This is a genomic window from Hymenobacter tibetensis, from assembly GCF_022827545.1.
GTDB classification, from domain to species: Bacteria; Bacteroidota; Bacteroidia; order Cytophagales; family Hymenobacteraceae; genus Hymenobacter; species Hymenobacter tibetensis.
On the sequence record NZ_CP094669.1, the window covers coordinates 3,907,228 to 3,923,950 of the forward strand.

Here is a 16,723-nt window from a genome sequence, read left to right on the forward strand (position 1 = left end):
TATCAGATACGTAGAGCAGCTTTTGTAAGATACTGATTTGGTTAAAGATTATAGGAAACCTTGGTGCAGCCGCTACGGCTTCTTTCCAATATTGTGTCCTTTGTACCCTCGGATGGCAATAGGAATCCAGCCCAGAATAGGAATAAAAAAAGTGATGGTGAACGGGTTGCGCCACACCATACGCAGCCATGCGCCCGGTTTGTCGAGCTGCATGTCGAAGTCGCGGTGGCCTTTGTGCACGTAGAGCCGCTCGAATTCTCGGAATAGTGCGGGCCAGGCAATCGGCAGGAAAAATGGGAAATAGCGCCAGTTCTGCTTCATGCGCTGCCACAGCTCACGCCACCGGTAAGGCTGCTGGCCATGCTTGGCAACGGCGGCTTCCAACTCGGCTTGCATCAACACACGCACTTTCTCGGAAAGCGCGGTGTAATCTTCGCGGGTGAGGTCAGCCGGGTCTTTGTCAATCATTTCGTAGGGCCGGATGCGCGAGCCCAACACGAACGTGAGTTGGGCTGGATAGGCCATATAGAACGACCACGGCTGGAGCAGCACCAACAGCACTATCGGCCCGAGAGGAATGAACGGAATACCGATTTTTTTGCTAAGCGTATTCAGCCACTCCCAGCTGTAGGCGTACGGATTGAGGTATTCGCCGTTGACGGTGTAGAACGGCACCACGTCCGTACGGTGGGCAATGCTATGGCGCACCATGCTACTGGCCAGCCGCTGAAGTTTGTACTTCTTGTTGAACCCTTTGCCGATGCCAGGCACGCCCTCCGGATACAACATCAGGTTCATGTCCTGATAGTACATCATTGTATCAAAGTTGAGCGTGGTAGCATCCACACAGCCGCATTTCTTCCAGAAATCCTTGACCTGGAACGGATTCATGAGCGTGGATTGCGAGAGCAACGGCGCCGACAATGGCCGGGGCAAGCCAATCTGGCCCGGCAGGATACGCCACATGTGCGCCAGGGCCACAATGGCATCCCAGGGGAACGCCATACCGGAATGATTGGAGGCAAAGATGAGCGGGCGCTCGGGGTTGTTGCGCTCCGGAAAATCCTCGAAACCCACTAGGCGCGAGCGAAACCATACCCTATCGAGCAGCTGTAAGACGTTGCGGTCAAGTGTCTCAACGAAATCTTCCCGAAAGTAGTCGGAGTAGATATGCTGGTTGGCCTGGATGGAAGGCGGCGGCGACGGCAGCACGGGGGGCGTGGGCATCGGGGGGTGGAAGTAGCGGGGAAGCGTGGAGAAGAAAGTACACTCTGACCAGCTTCTAATGTATGAATTTTAGCTGTAGGGCAGCGAAATAGGGCATTAGAGCCAATGATTACCTGAGCATGTAGCGGGTCAAGCTCCCCAGCAGAGCACGCCAGTGGCTGCGCACATGAACGCAGGCAAACCAGCGAAAACCGACTGCTCTAAATCTGACGTTTCAGGCGGATAAACGCCGAGATAAGCTCGTCTTTGCGTTGTAAAAGCAAGAACAGCGTTTTGCCATCACCGGAATGGAAAATTCGGCTGATTTGCGTGAGGCTCATGCCTTTGACCGGAATCAAATTGATGGAAAGCAGCTCGTCGTCCGGCATCAGATCCGCTGCGGCAGCCGGCGAATTGGGCTCGATCCGCAGCACGAAATAGCGACGATAATTGGGGCCGGAAGCCAGCAGTTCCAAGCCACACATATCGTGCTCGAATGGGTCGCGGTAGAGGGAGTTGGGCCGGAGCCACAACGAATTGTGCGTGTAATCAATTATCACCTCAAACCGTTTCAGCAATTCAAACCCGATGTTGCCGTTGCGGGGCACTTCGGCACGCAGCGCCCCATTCTCGGCATCGGGGAAAGACGTAAGCGGGGCCTTGAGCCGATACTGCCCTAGCTGCATGCTTTGCACCCGGCCCAGATACCCGTTGATGGCACCGCTAAGCCCACGCCCCAGTTGGGCCCGCATCCGTTGCGCAGGCACCCGCATACGCGGGTCAGAGGATGTTTCCAAGGACAAGGCATGGCCGGCTCCGGTGTCGAGCACCAGCTTGAGCGGCAGCGTAAGTGAGTCGCTGAGGCTGATGGGGGCGTATACGTAGGACTTACGCCCCTCCAGGTCGAGGGGGAGGCGGGCCCACCGCCGGCCTTTCGGCGACTTATAGGAGTTGGGGGCATGAAACCAGAGCTGCGCGTTGGTAGGCTCTACCTGCACCACAAAGCTGTTGAACACGTCGTAGCCCAGGATGCCGTGCACGGGTATGCCCACGTAGCCCGACAGGTTGAGCACATCAGAAGAAAGCACTAGAAAGGGCAGATGAGGTGCCACCACGCCCCGCATATCCACGTGTACACTGTCGGAATAGAAAGCTTCCAGGGGCTTTTCCTGCCCGGCGCCCATCACGTTGTAGTTGACACCCCGGCGCAGTTTTAGAATCTCAATCAGTGACGGGTCGGTGATAAGCGAAATACCCACCCCGGAATCAAGCAGAAAATTGTAGGGCCCTTGCCCGTTGAGGTGGGCCTGCACGAGAATAAGGTTGCGCTGAAATTCGAACGGCACACGCACCTTCTGCTGCCCGGCCTTCGCAAATCTAAAGGCCGGCGCTTCGCCGACGCGTTGTGCGGGTGCGGCAATCGGCAGCAAAAGCAACAAGGCTAGTTTACACCACAGCCGGCCCGGCCACCAATGGCGCGCCAAAACAACGAGCGTAAAAAACCAATGGGCAAGCATAGCGGAGCGGGCGGGATGGGAAATATAGCCAAAAGCCACCTGTTTCGCCATTGTTTAGGCGGCTACGTTGTCCTCTGCCTGCACAAAACATTCCACTGCTATGCGGTACGCCGTATCTAGCTTTCTTCCAGCAAGCTAGTGTGCTCCTCTGCGGAACACAGGAAGCCTGTTTGCTTCCTGTGGGTTGCGTGGCCGAACAGCGGCAGCGCGCACAGTCGCGCCTCCAACCACTCCTTATCTTGTGGTAACCAACACATGCTACTTGTAGCCTGGTTCCTAAGCCTGCGGTTTATACGTACTGCTCGAGCATTGGCAGTTCCCAGGAGCCGCGCGGGTCGTAGTGGAGCTGCCCGGCCTCGATGCGGAGTGGGGCAGCCAGGTTGTTGTGATACAGTTGTCCGGTGCCCAAGCCTTGCGGAAAATTGGGGAGAGCATACTCGCCGGCTAGCTGGCTGATGGCGTTCAAGGCAGTATTGGATTCCAGCGCCGAAGTCAGCCACCAGCTGATGCCCCAGTCTTCGGCCAGTTGCCACCAGGTGGCTGCAGCAGCCATGCCCCCTACCAGCGTGGGCTTCAAAATGATATAAGCAGGCGCTATTTCCTCCAGCAACGCTTCTTGCAGGCCAGGGTCAGTAACGCCAATCAACTCCTCATCGAGGGCAACGGGTACCGGCGAATGGCGGCACACTTCGGCCATGGCCGCCCACTGGCCGGCTGCCAATGGCTGCTCGATGGAATGCAGTTGAAAACGCGCCAGTTGCTCTAGCTTGGACAACGCCTCAGTGGAGGAAAAGGCACCATTGGCATCTACGCGCAAGGTGAGTTCAGCAGGACCAGCTTCGGCCCTGATTTCGGCCAGTAATTGCAGTTCAGTGGCAAAGTCTAGGCTTCCTATTTTCAATTTCAGGCACGAATAGCCCTCTTCCAGCTTCTTCCGAATCTGCTCCCGCATGAAGGAAGCGTCGCCCATCCATACCAGCCCGTTGATGGGCACTCCCGCCTCGCCGCGGCTGAAAGGGTTGTCGAAAAGCTGGCGTTGGGCCCCGTGGTGTAGGTCGAGCAGTGCGGTTTCGAGTCCGAAGCGCAAGGCTGGCCACTCCGGCCCGATAAGCGCCAGCACATCCTCTACACCAACGTCCGCCTTGAATTGGGCGCGGTTGAACGCCGTACACAGCGCAGCTAGATGGGCCTCGAAATCGGGGCGGTAGTCGGGGCTGAGACCAGCCAGCGGCGCGGCCTCTCCCAACCCGACAAGATGGGGCTGCTGGCTATCCGTAAGGTGCAGATACCAGGCTACATGCTCGGTAAGGGCCCCGCGGGAAGTACGGGCGGGAAAATTGAAGCGCAGAACGCGCTGTGAATAGCGAAGCTGAAGCATGGCGTGATAATACGGCGGTTTCCAACAAACCGCCTAGTTTGGTGCAGGATGAGGGCACAAACCGAGGAGTTACATACCAACGGAAGCCGTTGCGGATAGTACGTAATGCCTAGGAAGCACTGAGACTTTTGCCAAAAAAAAGCTACTCCCAGAACAAGTCCGGGAGTAGCTTTTCATAGTAGGCAGAAAACCTGGTTGGAAGCAGGCCTGCTTTGTTACAGCGTAAACCTATGCTTTTGCCGAAGGTTTGCGGGTTGCTTGGCCACCTTTGCGGCCGGCTGCGCGGGCCTCTTCGGCGGTGAAGCGGTGGCCACGGCCACTTTCGTGCGAAGCCCGACCACCTTCGCTGGCGATGCGGCGCTGCTGCTCTGGGTCCATGGCAGCAAAGCCACGAGGACGCTTCGCTTTGGAGTCGGTGGTAGCCGCCTTGGCCTTAGCAGCAGGGCGGGATACTGGCGTAGATGGGAGATTGTTCTGCATAGCGGTATGATTGTGGAAAGGAAATACTTCGTGTTGATTTCTGTAAGCAAGAAACGCAGCTACTCGTTTCAGGACTAGCTAAATCCAATAAGAATTGGGGTAAGGGGGTCAAAATACCGCTTTCTACGGAGGAGCTTGCGCGATATACACGACCGTACCTGCGGCAAATACGGAGGAGCTTGCGGACTCAACAGTAGGTAAGCGCCGACCCGACACAAAACCTGAACCGAAGAAATGTAGTTACTTGGCAAGCAGCTTCTTTTCCTTACCTGCCATGTCCTTGTCTTCTCTCTCCGTTGCTTTGCCCGTTGTGGCCGAGCCATCCTCCCTGGCACTTCGTTTTCAAGAAGTGCGCAACCGCACCGCCACTTTGTGTGCCCCCCTACTCCCTGAGGACACTGTGGTGCAGCCCATGCTCGATGTGAGCCCGCCGAAATGGCATCTGGCCCACGTCACTTGGTTTTGGGAAACATTTCTGCTGAAGGAATACTTACCCGGCTACAGCGTGTATCACCCCGACTACGCGTTTCTGTTCAATTCGTACTATAATTCGCTGGGTTCCCGCGTAAACCGCGCCGACCGAGGCACCATTTCGCGCCCCGCACTAGCCGACGTGTACGCCTATCGGGCCCACATCGACGAGCACATGCCGCAGCTCTTGGCCCTGGCTGACACGCTGCCACCCGCCTTTCACGAGGTATTCGAGCTGGGCTTACAACACGAGCAGCAGCACCAAGAGCTACTCGCCACCGACATAAAGTACATCTTGAGTACCAGCCCGTTGGCGCCTGCCTATCAACCTGCTCCGGCCGCGCCCGCTCGTACGCCCGCGCCTCCTGCGGCTTGGCTGCCCGTGCCCGGTGGCATTTCGCGCATTGGGTACGAAGGCACTGGCTTTTGCTTCGACAACGAACTGAACCCACACGAGGTACTAACCACCGATTTCGAAATTCAAAACCGGCTGGTTACTAACAGCGAGTATCAGGAATTTATAGCGGCCGGTGGCTACCAAGATTTCCGCTACTGGTTGGGTGAAGGCTGGGAGTTGGTTCAAAGTATGGGCTGGGAAGCGCCGCTGTACTGGGTTGAAAAACAAGGACAGTGGCACCGCTTTACGCATCACGGCTTGCAATCCGTACATCCTGCGGCACCTGTCACGCACATCAGCTTTTATGAGGCGCAAGCCTACGCTACGTGGGCCGGTGCACGGCTACTGACAGAGCAGGAATGGGAAGTGGCAGCTCGGCATTTTCAAGCTACTTCAACTGCCGGCACCTTCCTGGAAAGCAACCTTCTAGACCCCCAGCCCCTTCCGCCCGACGCTGACCCAACCCACTGCCACCAGTTGCTCGGCGATGCCTGGGAATGGACGTATTCAGCATATCACCCCTACCCTGGCTACAACCGGGCACCGGGCGCGCTAGGCGAGTACAACGGCAAGTTTATGGTCAACCAGTTGGTGCTGCGTGGTGGCTCGTGCGCTACGCCCGCCAGCCATATCCGGCTTACGTACCGCAACTTTTTCCACGCTGACAAGCGCTGGCAGTTCACGGGTATCCGGCTGGCTCGCTAAGGTTTTGGGTGGATGGCACTAGGTAGTACTACGTAGTGCTATCCGCCCCTATTTTTTCATTGTGCACATTGTTTGCGTATTATCTAATGTCCTTGTCTTCCGCTTCCTCTCTCTCCGCCCCTCTTGATGTTGCTGCTGAGCAACAAGCAGAAACTGAAAACCAGGAACTGGAAACGCTTAAGAAGCACGTGGCCGATGGCCTGCGCCGTCCGCAGAAAACGTTGTCGTCGATGTATTTCTACGACGACGAGGGTAGCCGGCTGTTTCAGCAGATTATGGCCTTGCCCGAGTACTACCCCACTCGTACCGAGTTTCAGCTCCTGACCCAACACCAAGCCGCGCTGTCCGCGGCCCTGCGCCCCACCAATACCCAGGAACCGTTTTTTCTGCTTGAGCTAGGCGCCGGTGACGGATTGAAAACCAAGATCCTGCTGCGGTACCTTCTGGAAACCAACGCCGACTTCACGTACGTGCCCGTTGATATTTCCGGCGCAGCTCTAGATGGCTTATCGGCAAGCTTGCGCGACGAGTTGCCCGCGTTGCGCGTGGAGCCGATTGTGGCGGACTACTCGGCCGCTCTGCGCCTGATGGCGGCTCGGACGGGCCGCAAAGTGGTGCTGTTTTTGGGCTCGAACATCGGCAACTTCTTACCTAGCGACCGACTGGCGTTTTTGCGTACGCTGGCGGAGCCGCTGAGCCCCAACGACCGGTTGCTGATTGGCTTCGACCTCCAAAAAGACCCGCGCATCATCCGGGCCGCTTACGACGATGCGCAGGGCGTAACAGCGGCCTTCAACCTGAACCTGCTGGCGCGGTTCAACCGAGAGCTACGCGCAGATTTCGACTTGGCCCATTGGCAGCACTACACGGACTATGACCCGTTGGCTGGCACTGTCCGCTCGTTCTTGGTGAGTACCCGTGCCCAGGTGGTACACATAGCGGCCCTCAACCAAGTGTTCCACTTCGCTGCATGGGAAACCATTCATACCGAGAATTCCTACAAGTTCACGGCTCCTCAGATAAGAGCAATAGCGGCCGAAGCCGGGCTCACCGTCACGGAGCTTTTCACTGACGAGCAAGAGTATTTTGCCGATGTAGTGCTGCGTCCTGCCTGATAACGTGCGCTTTACTTTGGGTTAACCTGGGTAAGTCGTTGTGTTCGGCATACCCTGCTAAAGGCCGGAGAACCTTGTCTGCACCTACTCCCCACAGTACTTCGGGAGGCATAGTACGGATACTGGCGGAGTAGGTGGCTGGCAAGCTTGGTGGATAGTGAAGCCTTGCGCTTTTTGTGAAAGGGCAGCTACTTTACCTACCTTTTTGGCCTCTACCTCTCTTGCCTTTGCTTCATGCCACTGATCAGCCTTGCCTCTGGATATGGCAACTTCCTGCCACCACCCGAAGTTATTTCTCAGGTAGCACACCTGCTGCATGCGGGCCGCTTTCCGGTTAGTCCGGTGGAAGGGCTGCCAGCGCTGCGGGAGGCCATAGCAGCCACCTACCAGCATCCGGAAGGCCCGCCCGTAACGCCAGCCAACGTGGTCGTTACGCCCGGTACCAAAGCAGCCTTATTTGCTTTGCTCCGAGCAGTGCTTCGCCCCGGCGACGAAGTGCTGCTCCCTACTCCGAATTGGTTTGGCTTCTGGGAGCTAATCGAACGAGCGGGCGGCACCGTCCGTGAGTTGCCGCTGCACGCCGCCGATGGCTATAGCTTGTCTGCGGAGGTTCTACAAGCGGCTCTCACCCCTCGCACGCGGCTCTTCCTTTTCACCAACCCCAACAACCCAACCGGCCGCATCTACCAACGCTCCGAGGTGGAAGCGTTGCTGACCGTCACGCGCCAGCATCCGCAGCTGTTCGTGCTGGCCGATGAAATCTACGACGGCATGTGTTTCGAGCCCGTGCCCGTACCTACGCTGCTCTCCTTCCCTGACCCCCACAACCAGCACCTCGTGGTGAATGGCTTCTCGAAGTCGTTGGCCTTGATTGGCTGGAACACCGGCTACCTCGTGGCGCCCCCGACCATAGCACGAGCGTGCGCACTTCAGCAGTTCGCTACTGGTGGTGCCGTAGCTGTTCCCAGCCAGCTGGCAGCCCAAGTAGCCACCGAGTCCAAAGCCACCATCACGGCTACGCTGCGGCAACAGCTGCTTGCTAACCGGCAGCGCCTTCTCGATTTTCTTTCCTCACTCCCAGGAGCCCTGCCGCATCTTCCGGGTGGCACTTACTACGCCTTTCCTGATTTGCGCGCCTTCATGGCGCCCCACCTAGCGCCTGTTGAGGCATCAGCTCAGGTGGTGGCACGGCTGCAAGCTGCGGGGGTAGGTGTATTAGACGGAAGTACCTGCGGAGCCCCGGGCTTCGCGCGTTTGTCGTATGCAGTACCGGTAACGGAATTGCGGGAGGCCCTCAGCAAGCTCGCTACCGTTCTTCAGTAGCGCACGGGTTCCGGCAACAACCCGAAACTTCACGGTAGCAACGCTAATTGCTCGCCGGGAGGGGGCTACCTTTGTGGCGTTCTTTTGCCTTGTGTTATGTCGCTTACCGCCCTCCGCCCCCACCTCAAACCCACCCTCTTATTGGCTTATCCGGTTGTACTCAGCCAGCTGGGGCACGTACTGGTTAACGTCTGCGACTCCGTGATGGTGGGCCAGACGGGCAAGGTTCCGCTGGCCGCTGTTAGTTTGGGTGTGAGCGTGAATACGGTGGTAATGGTGCTAGGGCTCGGCCTATCTATGGGTATCACGCCGCTGGTGGCTGCCGCCGATGGGCAGCGCGACGTGCGGCAACTTGGACGCCTCCTGAGCACTGGCGTTTGGCTGTGCGCTTTGGCAGGCATTGTGCTGGGCGCAGCCGGGCTGCTGATTGCCCCCCTACTTGGGCATTTGCGCCAACCCGCCGAAGTGGTGCGCTTGGCTGCTCCTTGGGTGCGCGTGCTGTTTTTGTCGTTGCTGCCGCTGATGGTATTTCAGGGATTCAAACAGTTCGCCGAGGGCCTGGGCCTGACCCGGCAAGCCATGTACTTGTCGATACTGGCCAACCTGATCAACGCGGGCTTGTGCTACACCTTTATCTTCGGGCATTTTGGGGCCCCAGCCCTGGGCATGATGGGCTCGGCCTGGGCTACTCTTATTGCCCGTATCCTAATGGCTGTACTCATGGGGGCCTACGTGCTACGAGCAGCCCGCTTGCAGCCGTATCGGGAGGCCGTGCACTCCTGGCTTCGCCCCGACAAGGCCACGTTGCGCCGGCTAATTGGGTTGGGCTCACCTATTGGAGTGCAGATGATGTTTGAAATGGGGGCCTTCAGTTTCTCGGCTATTATGATTGGCTGGGTGGGCGCCACGGCTTTGGCAGCGCATCAAATTGCTATCAACGTCGCGTCTGTAACCTACATGGCCGCCAGCGGTATTGCGGCGGCGGCCACCATTCGGGTCGGCAATTTGCGCGGAGTAGGCGACGCCTATGGCGCACGCCAAGCGGGCTTGGCAGCGTATCTGTTGGCTTTCTTGTTTATGTCTTCTATGGGGCTGCTGCTGGTAGCTACCCGTCACTTCGTACCCCACTTCTACAACCACGACCCCACCGTAGTGGCGCAGGCCGCTACCCTGCTGCTGATAGCGGCAGCTTTCCAGGTGTCGGATGGGCTGCAAGTGGTAGGGCTAGGGGCCTTGCGGGGCCTTGAAGACGTGAAAGTGCCGTCGGTAGTGGCCCTGCTGGCGTACTGGGTGGTGGCTCTACCGCTGGGCTATGGCTTGGGCTTCGGGCTGAAAATGGGCAACATTGGCGTTTGGTTGGGCTTGCTGCTCGGCCTCACGCTGGTAGCGGGCGTGCTCCTGTGGCGCTTCCGGCAGCATAGCGCCGTGTCCGTCCCACCGCCTGCTGTACTAGCTAGCCACTAAGCGGCTGCCGGGTGCGCTCTACCACACCAGTTCAGCTATTGTCAGCGTTTTAGCGCAGCTCAAGGGAACAAGGCGCTGCCGGTTGGTGTAGCAGGAAAGCCTTTGCTCCTGTATCAGCCTTCTTCGTTTATCTTTGAAAATGACATTTTTCTCGTTTCTCCTATTTCTGCTTGCGCAAACGCTGCAGAACCCAGTTCAAACGACTCCTAAACCAGCTCCCGCTAAAGAACTAATCGACTGGTCGGCGCAAAGGCCGCTCACCTGGGCCGACTTCAAGAGCAGGCCGATGGCCGTTGACCGGCTAGCCGCGCTTACTTCCGGCACTATTGACGTTCAAGTCGGTTGCACCGACTTTGTGTTCCGGTCCACCGTACGAGCCGTTTTTATTCCGCAGGAGTCGTGGGTGCGCGATGCGGCCAAGGCCACTCCTGCCCTTCTACGCCACGAGCAATTGCACTTCGATATCACCGAGCTGCACGCCCGCATGTTGCGCCAGAAGCTTAGCTTGGTGAAGTTGAATTGCCAACACCTCAACCCCGCTTTCAATAACCTCACCAAAGCGGCTTTTGCCACGTGGCAGCGCGAGGAAGGCCGCTACGACCAGGAAACCAACCATGGCCTCAACGCCGTGAAGCAAAAATATTGGGAAGAGCAAGTACAAGTGCGCCTCACGCAACTGAACGCTTTTGCTTTGTAACATCAGTATAGCGCATTACTTCGGGGCTGCGCTGCACCACGTATTAGCCACTCTAGTAGTTTCTTATGTCTTCTACCATCACCTGGGCTGATTTCGAGCGAGTTGACTTACGCGTAGGCACTATTCTGGAAGCACGGGAATTTCCGGAGGCGCGCAGACCGGCTTATCAATTGCTCATTGACCTTGGCCCCGAAATAGGCATAAAACGGTCGAGCGCCCAGATTACGCGCCACTATTTGCCCGCCGACCTGCTCGGACGACAAGTGTTGTGCGTGGTCAACTTCCCTCCCAAGCAAATCGGCAAGTTCATGTCGGAGGTACTAGTGACGGGTGCCGCCGATGCCCAAGGTGATATAGTGCTGGCGGCGTTGGCAGGTCCGGTTCCTAATGGCAGCCGCTTGGTGTAAGGTAGCCGGCACACAGGGCATACAGCACTCTAGGTTGCATGCGTTGAATACGCACTCTGTTATTTGGCTCTACTTGGGGGCCAGTTTGGTTTGGCGCATGGCCAGCGTATCCAGCACAATGCCGTAGATGTCGTCGAGGTCTTTGCCGTGGCTGGCGTAGTACCGGTAGCTCTGCTGAAACAAAGAGTCCGTCACTTCCCGGCGCCAGAATATTCCCTTCTGCTGCTGTAAGTACAAAGCACGGGCCGAATCTGGGGAAAGCCGAGCGTTTTCCACCTGCGCTTCAAGCATGTGCAAGTCAGCCAATACGCTCACCAACTTCTCACGCGGCATAAGTGGCTGCGGTGGCGGCGTATCATCGGCGCGTTGGCAGCCGAACAACACCCCGACCAGCAGTAGGCTGATCCTGAACGAATAAGCACGAAGAAGCAGGTTTTTCACGGCGCAAAAATACAATTTCTCTAGGGTTACTGCTAGCTTTCTCTTTCTTACGAATGCCAACACTGGCATGATTCACGTAGTTTAGCTGATATGAATGCCCCCACTCCCACTCCTTTTCAGTTGCTCGTGCGGAAGCTTCGGCAGGTGGAAATCCGGATGCTGAAGGCAGTGGATGCGCAATTGCAAGGCAATTTTCATTCCGTCTTTAAGGGAACTGGCCTCGAATTTGACGATGTTCGCCTCTATCAGTACGGCGACGAGGTGCGAGCCATCGACTGGGCGGTGTCCAGCAAAGGACACGGCACGTTCATCAAAACCTACAAGGAAGAGCGTGAGCAGCAAGTATTGCTCCTCTTCGACGTAAGCGGCTCACAGCAGGTAGGTGCTGCCAACCGCCGCAAGCTGGACGTAGGCCGCGAAATTTGCGGCATTCTGGCTCTGGCCGCCGCACGGCAGGATGCACAGCTCGGTATTCTGGCTTTTTCCGACCAAAAAGAGCTGTATATGCCCCCCGGCAAAGGTGTGCGCCATGCCTACGCCCTCATCAAGCAGTTGTTCAACCTAGAGCCGAAGTCGAGACAAACAGCCGTGGGAGCTGGTATCAAACAGGCGTTGGGGCTACTGAAACGGCGCAGTATCATTCTCTTGATTTCCGACTTCATTGACTCCGCATACGAGCGTGAACTCACGATGCTGGCCCGCAAACACGACTTGGTGGTAGTACAGTTGCTCGACAAGCGCGAACGGGAGTTTCCGCCCCTAGGCATTGTGCCGCTTTACGACCAAGAATCGGGGCGCACAGTCTGGACCAACACCTCATCGGCTAGTTTCCGGGCCCGCTACCGCGCCACCTACGAACAGAACCTGTCTCAAATCGGCCAAATCTGCCGTCGGCACCGCACCGAGTACCTTTCCATTGCCACCGATGCCGACTACGTACCGCAGCTTATCCGGCTGTTTCGGCGGCGCAACTTGCGAGCAGGCCGTGGATAAGGCCGTCCGCTTTACTAGGGTATCGGGCAGCCGATTACGGGCTTCCTCTCCGTCTCGGCTGTGGGTGCGCGAGCTTCTGTGTGGCGGCATTATGGGGTTGCTGCTTTTGCTTGTGACGCCCACCGCTGCTTCTGGGCAAGACTCTACGGCCTCTCTTCCACGCGGCCGATTTTTGCAGCCCACCGTACGAGTCGGCGAAATCATAGACTTCGAGTTGAGTTACAGCCACGCGCCGGAGTTGAACGTCATCTTCCCCGATTCCACGGCTAGCTACGCCCCCTTCGAGTTTGTGGGCAAAACCTACCGCCCTACCCGCACGCGCCGGGGCCGCAGCCTCGACGAAACGGTGTATCACTTGCGCACCTTCGCCCTGGACTCGGTGCAGCGGCTTACGCTGCCCGTCACCATCTTGCGTGGCCGCGACACGCTAACAGTGCCCACCACCCCCACCAACGTTCGGTTGGAACGGGTGGTGCCGCCCCTTGTGGCCGGGGCGGTGCCCGTATTACGCCAGAATACCACGCTGCTGCCCGTGGAACCCACTTTCAATTATCCGTACTGGCTGCTGGGCTCGGGTGTAGTGGTGCTGATGCTTGGCGGCGTGGCCGTTGGCTTTGGCCGACGCTGGCGGCGTCGGTATCAACTATATAAGTTGCGCAAAAACCACGTTTATTTCCTGGCCCAATATGCCCGGCACGTCGAGCGGTTCACGCTTAGCCGTTCGCTCACCAACATGGAACGGGCTATTACCCTTTGGAAAAATTACCTCACGACCCTCGAAAACAATGTTATTAATAGCCTCACCACCCGCGAAATTGTGGCCCACTACCAGAACGATGCCGATGTAAGCTTGGCACTACGCCTGGCCGACCGCGTTATCTATGGCAATCAATTCAACGAGGATGAAACCGAAACTGACTTGGCGTTCGATCTGCTTCGGGATTTTGCCCAGCGACGGTTCGAGCTGGAACTAACCAGAATTGCCAGTTGAAGCGACGGCACGTGTAGGAAAGCGTTGGCCCCACCAGTCATACTACCAAGCTTCATTGCCCGAATCCGTCACACTTTCTCGCTTCCTTTAAGTACTCCTCCTGCATGCAGCTTTGGCAACAGTTTCTCGGTCAGATGGTGGATAGCTTGCGCTATGCCACGCTGGCTAGCTATGCCTGGGAAATGCCGCGGCTGTTGTTTTTAATTGCCGGAATTCCACTGCTGTTCCTAGGCCGCTGGCTGCTGGTATATCGCCGGCGCAGCAAGTTGGGCGTGGCGTTTGTGCACGGCCAGGTACGCCGCGACTGGACCGCGGTGCTCCGCTTTATCCCCGACGTTGTGCTGGCTTTAAGCATGGCGTTTGGCATTGTGGCGTTGGCCCGACCGCAGCGCACGGATGAGCGGGTAGTGCAATCAGGTGAAGGCATTGACATTGTGCTGGTCCTTGACGTGTCAGGGTCAATGGAGTTGGGCGACTTGCGCCCGAACCGCCTAGAGGCTGCGAAGCGCATGGCCCACGAGTTTGTGGATGGCCGCTCAGGCGACCGGCTTGGGTTGGTGGTTTTTGCCGGTGATGCCTATTCCCTTGCCCCCCTCACCACCGATTACGAGTTGCTGCGCGAAAGTATTGATGGCTTGAAGCTGGGCATGATTGCCAACGACGGCACCGCCATTGGCACCGCCTTGGGCGTGGCAACCAACCGCCTACGCGACTCACGCAGCCGCACCCGCGTGTGCATTCTGCTCTCCGACGGCGAAAATACGGCCGGTAGCCTCGACCCGCTGACGGCCGCCAGGCTGGCGCACGCCTACGGCATGAAAATCTACACCATTGGGCTGGGTCAGGATGGCGTAGTTCCCTTCGGTACTGATGGCTTGGGCCGCACCAATTACGTGAACACCCGCCTCGATGAAACCACCATGCGCGAAATTGCGGCGGCGGGCGAAGGCCAGTTTTTTCGGGCCACTGACAACGCCGCGCTACGTCAGGTTTTCAAGCGCATCAACCGTTACGAAAAATCGGAAATCAAGCAGACCCGTTTCCGCAACACCCGGGACTATTACCGAATCTATTTGTTTTGGTGTGTGGGCCTATGGCTGCTTTGGCTAGGCCTGAAAAACACCTTCCTCACCAATGCCCTAGAGGACTAATAGAGATACCCTCCCCTTTACTACAGCTTACGCGGAGCCCCAAGCGCGGCAAATGCTACATCAGCGAGATGTCTCCAACAAGCTCCGCACGACGTTCACTTCTTCATGTCCATATCCGACAACATCCACTTCTTTGAGAGTCAACTAGCCGGCACCACCTGCCGCTTGGTTACAGTTACGAAAACGCACTCCGTAGAGCGGCTTCAAGAGGCCTATGCTGCCGGCGCCCGGCTTTTTGGCGAAAACAAGGTGCAGGAAATGGCTGCCAAGCAGCCCGAGTTACCCACCGATATTGAGTGGCACCTGATTGGACATCTGCAAACCAACAAGGTCAAGTACATCGCGCCATTCGTGCACACCATCCAGAGCGTAGACAGTTTGAAGCTGCTGCTGGAGATGGAGAAGCAGGCCGCTAAGCACAACCGCATCATCCACGGCTTGCTGCAGTTCCATATTGCCGCCGAGGACACGAAAACCGGGCTTTCATTTGCCGAGGCGGAAACAATTCTGCAATCCGATGCCTTCAAGGCCTTACAACACGTGCGCTTGAGCGGGGTAATGGCCATTGCTACCAATACTTCTGATGAGGCACACTTACGACGTGAGTTCAGCGAATTGCGTGGCTACTTCCATGAATTAAAAGCGCGTTACTTCTCTGACAATGAGACCTTCCGAGAAATTTCCATGGGCATGAGCTCCGATTACCAGTTGGCTATTGCGGAGGGTAGCACGCTCATCCGCGTGGGCAGCGCTATTTTTGGCAGCAGAAACTAATGGTTGCTTTGTTACAGAGGTAGCTGATAGCTGACTTAGTTGGTCCGGCTAACGGCTTCTTGCTCTTTTCAAACATCCGTTTACTTATTCACTTTTCCATTTATGACTGCACGAATCATATTGCAGCTTGCCGCCTTGCTCGGCGCCCTAGGCGTAGGCATTGGGGCATTTGGCGCGCACGGCCTGCGTCCCATGCTGGAGGCCTCCGGACGTTTCGACACCTTCGAAACTGCTGTTCGGTATCAGTTTTATCATGCCTTGGGCTTGCTGGCGGTTGGCATTCTATTGCACGCTCGTCCGGAGCTGCGGCTGCTCAGCACTACCGCCTGGTTGTGGTTGGGTGGTATGCTCCTGTTCAGCGGCTCGCTTTACCTGTTGTGCTTCACGGGTATCACCAAGTTAGGCGCCGTGGCTCCTATTGGTGGCCTGCTGCTCATTGCCGGCTGGATTACCCTGTTGCTCGCAGCCCGGCAGGTATAACCTACCCTGCTGCCTTTGGACAGCAGGAATAGTCAAGACAAAAAAAGAGCGGCTTGGAAGCCGCTCTTTTTTTTGTCTTGACTAGAAGGAAGCTTACGACTTCTTCTTGGCTTTCATCTTGCTGTCGTCCATCTTCATTTTGGTCTTCTCGCCCGCAGCGGCCGATTCGGTTTTTTCTGCGCTAACTGTGGGCGCAGCGTTTTCCTTCACTTCTCCTACTACCGACACCATAGCGTTGCCAGCGGCGGAATTCGACTCAACGGTTAGGACTTTGTTTTGCATGCCCATTTTACCGGCCGTGTTGAAGTTGGCAGTGATAGAGCCAGTTTTACCAGGCATTACGGGTTCTTTGGTCCACTCAGGCGTGGTGCAGCCGCAGCTTACACCGATATTGGAAATCACCAACGGCTGCGTACCAACGTTCTTGAATTTGAAGACGTGCTTTACCACTTCACCTTGCTTGGCGGTACCGAAGTCGTACTTCATTTCATCGAACTGGATTTGTGGGCCAGCCGGCTTCACCTGGGCATTAGCAGGCTTAACGGCGGCCGTCTGGGCCTGGGCGGCAAAGCCAGCGCAGGCCAGCGACAGGGCAAGTACGAATGCTTTTTTCATGAGGTGGTGCTGCGTTAATATGTTGAGGAAAACAAAATTAGTCGTTTTGGCGGGCGTGGCAAGTTGAGTGCCAGTTTTCTATATACTGCTAAGCTACCAGGAAGATAGACATATATGC

General features: G+C 57.0%; 17 protein-coding genes. 11 read left to right on the forward strand and 6 right to left on the reverse strand.

Features of this window, described 5'->3' with window-relative positions; all coding sequences use genetic code 11:
* Window positions 1-72: 72 nt before the first annotated feature.
* The 4 genes from MTX78_RS15535 to MTX78_RS15550 form a co-directional block, all read right to left on the reverse strand.
* The gene (locus MTX78_RS15535; RefSeq protein ID WP_243796114.1) at window positions 73-1,227 is read right to left on the reverse strand and encodes a lysophospholipid acyltransferase family protein; all 1,155 of its coding nucleotides are present in this window, start codon (window positions 1,225-1,227) and stop codon (window positions 73-75) included.
* Between the two features lie 200 nt (window positions 1,228-1,427).
* Window positions 1,428-2,723 carry an aspartyl protease family protein gene (locus MTX78_RS15540; protein WP_243796115.1) on the reverse strand — a complete coding sequence of 432 codons (1,296 nt, stop codon included), beginning with the start codon at window positions 2,721-2,723 and terminating at the stop codon, window positions 1,428-1,430.
* 289 nt (window positions 2,724-3,012) lie between these two features.
* Window positions 3,013-4,101 (reverse strand): o-succinylbenzoate synthase, encoded by a 1,089-nt coding sequence (locus tag MTX78_RS15545; RefSeq protein WP_243796116.1) that lies wholly within the window; start codon window positions 4,099-4,101, stop codon window positions 3,013-3,015.
* A gap of 228 nt (window positions 4,102-4,329) precedes the next feature.
* Window positions 4,330-4,581, reverse strand: a complete 252-nt coding sequence (locus tag MTX78_RS15550; RefSeq protein ID WP_243796117.1) for a KGG domain-containing protein — start codon at window positions 4,579-4,581, stop codon at window positions 4,330-4,332.
* A 274-nt stretch (window positions 4,582-4,855) separates the two neighbouring features.
* Between MTX78_RS15550 and egtB the strand changes: the two genes are divergently transcribed.
* The 6 genes from egtB to MTX78_RS15580 all read left to right on the forward strand — a co-directional run bounded on the left by egtB (window position 4,856) and on the right by MTX78_RS15580 (window position 11,160).
* Window positions 4,856-6,154 carry an ergothioneine biosynthesis protein EgtB gene (gene egtB, locus MTX78_RS15555; RefSeq protein WP_243796118.1) on the forward strand — a complete coding sequence of 433 codons (1,299 nt, stop codon included), beginning with the start codon at window positions 4,856-4,858 and terminating at the stop codon, window positions 6,152-6,154.
* Between the two features lie 86 nt (window positions 6,155-6,240).
* A complete protein-coding gene (egtD, locus tag MTX78_RS15560; RefSeq protein WP_243796119.1) occupies window positions 6,241-7,269 on the forward strand; it encodes an L-histidine N(alpha)-methyltransferase in 1,029 nt (342 codons plus the stop codon).
* Between the two features lie 234 nt (window positions 7,270-7,503).
* On the forward strand, window positions 7,504-8,592 hold the full coding sequence (locus MTX78_RS15565) for a pyridoxal phosphate-dependent aminotransferase (RefSeq protein ID WP_243796120.1): 1,089 nt from the start codon (window positions 7,504-7,506) through the stop codon (window positions 8,590-8,592).
* 96 nt (window positions 8,593-8,688) lie between these two features.
* Window positions 8,689-10,056, forward strand: a complete 1,368-nt coding sequence (locus tag MTX78_RS15570; protein ID WP_243796121.1) for an MATE family efflux transporter — start codon at window positions 8,689-8,691, stop codon at window positions 10,054-10,056.
* 139 nt (window positions 10,057-10,195) lie between these two features.
* Entirely contained in the window at window positions 10,196-10,753 is a 558-nt protein-coding gene (locus MTX78_RS15575; RefSeq protein ID WP_243796122.1) for a DUF922 domain-containing protein, read from the forward strand.
* Between the two features lie 65 nt (window positions 10,754-10,818).
* Window positions 10,819-11,160, forward strand: a complete 342-nt coding sequence (locus tag MTX78_RS15580) for a tRNA-binding protein (protein WP_243796123.1) — start codon at window positions 10,819-10,821, stop codon at window positions 11,158-11,160.
* Between the two features lie 69 nt (window positions 11,161-11,229).
* Here MTX78_RS15580 and MTX78_RS15585 read toward each other — a convergent pair whose 3' ends face one another.
* Window positions 11,230-11,601: a DUF4296 domain-containing protein gene (locus MTX78_RS15585; RefSeq protein ID WP_243796124.1), complete on the reverse strand. Its 372-nt coding sequence runs from the start codon at window positions 11,599-11,601 to the stop codon at window positions 11,230-11,232.
* A gap of 90 nt (window positions 11,602-11,691) precedes the next feature.
* Here MTX78_RS15585 and MTX78_RS15590 point away from each other — a divergent pair, with 90 nt between their 5' ends.
* From MTX78_RS15590 to MTX78_RS15610, 5 genes are all read left to right on the forward strand, one after another.
* Window positions 11,692-12,594: a DUF58 domain-containing protein gene (locus MTX78_RS15590; RefSeq protein ID WP_243796125.1), complete on the forward strand. Its 903-nt coding sequence runs from the start codon at window positions 11,692-11,694 to the stop codon at window positions 12,592-12,594.
* Window positions 12,527-13,585, forward strand: a complete 1,059-nt coding sequence (locus tag MTX78_RS15595) for a hypothetical protein (RefSeq protein ID WP_243796126.1) — start codon at window positions 12,527-12,529, stop codon at window positions 13,583-13,585. Before MTX78_RS15590 ends, MTX78_RS15595 begins: the two co-directional genes overlap by 68 nt.
* 104 nt (window positions 13,586-13,689) lie before the next feature.
* Window positions 13,690-14,736, forward strand: coding sequence for a vWA domain-containing protein (locus tag MTX78_RS15600; RefSeq protein WP_243796127.1), 1,047 nt, complete (start codon window positions 13,690-13,692; stop codon window positions 14,734-14,736).
* 105 nt (window positions 14,737-14,841) lie between these two features.
* Window positions 14,842-15,510, forward strand: coding sequence for a YggS family pyridoxal phosphate-dependent enzyme (locus tag MTX78_RS15605; RefSeq protein ID WP_243796128.1), 669 nt, complete (start codon window positions 14,842-14,844; stop codon window positions 15,508-15,510).
* A 102-nt stretch (window positions 15,511-15,612) separates the two neighbouring features.
* Window positions 15,613-15,990 carry a DUF423 domain-containing protein gene (locus MTX78_RS15610; RefSeq protein ID WP_243796129.1) on the forward strand — a complete coding sequence of 126 codons (378 nt, stop codon included), beginning with the start codon at window positions 15,613-15,615 and terminating at the stop codon, window positions 15,988-15,990.
* Window positions 15,991-16,083: 93 nt separating this feature from the next.
* Here the strand turns inward: MTX78_RS15610 and MTX78_RS15615 are convergent, their stop codons facing one another.
* A complete protein-coding gene (locus MTX78_RS15615) occupies window positions 16,084-16,605 on the reverse strand; it encodes a DUF1573 domain-containing protein (RefSeq protein WP_243796130.1) in 522 nt (173 codons plus the stop codon).
* Window positions 16,606-16,723: the final 118 nt, after the last annotated feature.